This is a genomic window from uncultured Ruegeria sp. (assembly GCF_947497005.1).
Classification (GTDB): domain Bacteria; phylum Pseudomonadota; class Alphaproteobacteria; order Rhodobacterales; family Rhodobacteraceae; genus Ruegeria.
In genome coordinates, this window is record NZ_CANMFF010000052.1 from 1 (window position 1) to 2130 (window position 2130).

Annotated in this window: 2 protein-coding genes; one reads left to right on the top strand and one right to left on the bottom strand. The window is 51.7% G+C overall.

All coding sequences use genetic code 11. The annotated features are described in order from the left end of the window. On the top strand, positions 1-1833 hold a 1833-nt coding region (locus tag Q0816_RS25845), incomplete at its 5' end, for a hypothetical protein (protein ID WP_298856171.1). Positions 1834-1841: 8 nt separating this feature from the next. On the opposite strand, the gene Q0816_RS25850 is transcribed toward Q0816_RS25845, so the two are convergent. Beyond that, a partial coding sequence (locus Q0816_RS25850; RefSeq protein WP_298856175.1) for a hypothetical protein occupies positions 1842-2130 on the bottom strand: 289 nt, incomplete at its 5' end.

The window sequence follows — 2130 nt, forward strand, 5'->3', positions numbered from 1 at the left end:
GTTGAGAATATCAACCTGATCCCCTTGGATCGAGAACAGTCAGCTCTGCTGCTTCGCGAATGCGTGGCCTCAGAAGCAGAAACTCGTGATTTTAGCGATCTTGTTGCGCGCGCTGGAGGTAATCCTCTTTTCCTAGAGGAACTTGCACGTCACGTTTTGGGCGCTTACGAGAGTTTGGAAACTGAAACCGGGGCTTCTATTCCCGATACCCTTGCAGGTCTCTTGATGCACAGGGTCGATGCGCTTTCTCCCGGTGCGCGCCGCGTCGCAGAAATGGCGTCCGTTTTTGGCCGCGAAGCGGAAATCTCGTTACTTGGAGACAATTTGCAATCAGAATTCGATGCAATTGGTGGGCTGGGTATTCTGGAGCCCTCGCCACAAAACGCACACAAGGTGCGCTTCCACCACGCACTCGTTCAACAGGTGATATATGAAAGCTTGCTTTCTGATGACCGACGTATGCTTCATCTGGAGGCGGCACAGAGAATAGAAGGTATGTACGCCGACAACCTGGCCGAGGTGGCGGAGACGCTGGCGCATCATTTCGAAGCTGCCGGCGAGTACAAATCCACCGCTCGTTTCGCCTATTTGGCAGGTTGCAAGGCGCTTGACCTTTTTGCATTGCGCGATGCCGAAATGTGGTTTGGAAAATGCCTGAACTTGACGATGGATCAAACCGGGGATGAGGCGACATTACTCCTGGCTCGGACTGTTGTGAATCAGACGCAGGTTCTTTGCTGGAATGGAGATTTTGCCGCGATGACCAAGCTGGCAAAAAGCCACTTGCCGCGCATACAAACTCTTGGTGAAATTGAAGAAGTTTCGCGATCACTAACGTGGATTGGTGAAGGTTATCTACATGCCGGACGTTTCAAAGACGCGGCAAAATCGTTTGATTCTGCTCTGCACATTGGCCGCCAACTTGGAGATGAAAGTTGCGTCGGTTATTCGCTTGGGCTGACCCTGTGGTTGGACTGTATCGTTGCAGAAGGCGAGTGGTACTCCAAGTTGGAGTCTCAGGCGGACGTAGTGCAAGCGAAAGGCGAACAACTTGGAGATCGCTATCTAAAAACGCTGGCTTACTATGGACGATGGTGCCACGCGATACAGATCGGCAAAGTAGGTGTCGCCGTAGAAATGGCTCAATCATTGTTTGAGATGGGCGATCACGACAGCTATCCACCAGCTGAGTGCTGGGGTGCCTGTCTCCTTGCAGTCAGCCATGCGATGGCTGGGAACACGATTGCAGCGTTCCAATTTGCGCGCACCGGGATGGAAAGTGCTGCGAGCGGTTTTGACCGGCTTATGTCCGAACTTGCTTTAGGAATGACGCACGTGGCGTTATTTGAACCTGAACAGGGCCTGGAGCGTCTTGCCAAGGCACCGTGGCGCAGCGAACAGATTGGCGCATTCTACTTTGCGTATGCCGGGGACGCTGCGTATGGCTCCGCGTTGATCCAGACAGGGCGAACTGATGAAGGGATCAAATGGCTTGAGACGGGCATAAGCTACTTTGAGGAGCGTGGGAACTTCCGCGGTGCCTGTATTTCAAGATTGGAGCTTCTGAAATACATGGCCACAACAAAGCACTTGTCGGAAGCGCGACAAATCCTGCAAGAAATTCAGGTCAACGCAGCCAATTTGGAAATGGATGGGCTCCACTCGGAAGCAATGGGTATTGTTGCTGAAATGGAGCTACAAGCGAAGCATCCTGAAAAGGCGCTTCAGCTTATTGAACTTGGAATTCAAATTTGTGTTCCGCTAGGCTGGCCAACTCTGGAGCAGAGCCTCAACCACACCGCACTACGGATAAAAAATGCGTCCTTATTATAACCGTTTGGTCAGAATGCAGCTTTCCACTGTTCGGTATCGACAAACCAGCGTTCTTCAATGATCAGGTCATCAGAATTGAACTTGAATAACACCGCGCATTGCGAGCCGTTCGGCAGTTTGTCAGACCTAAACTCCACAACGTTCATGATCTCATTGTCACCCGGGCAATAGCGCAGATCAGTTATGTTGAAGCCCGGAGGCAGCGCCTGAACAATACCATCAAGAGCTGACCTAAAAGCAGTCCGACCCGCCAAAATATCGTCCTGGCCGGGTAAAACGAAAATCATTTCCTCAGCA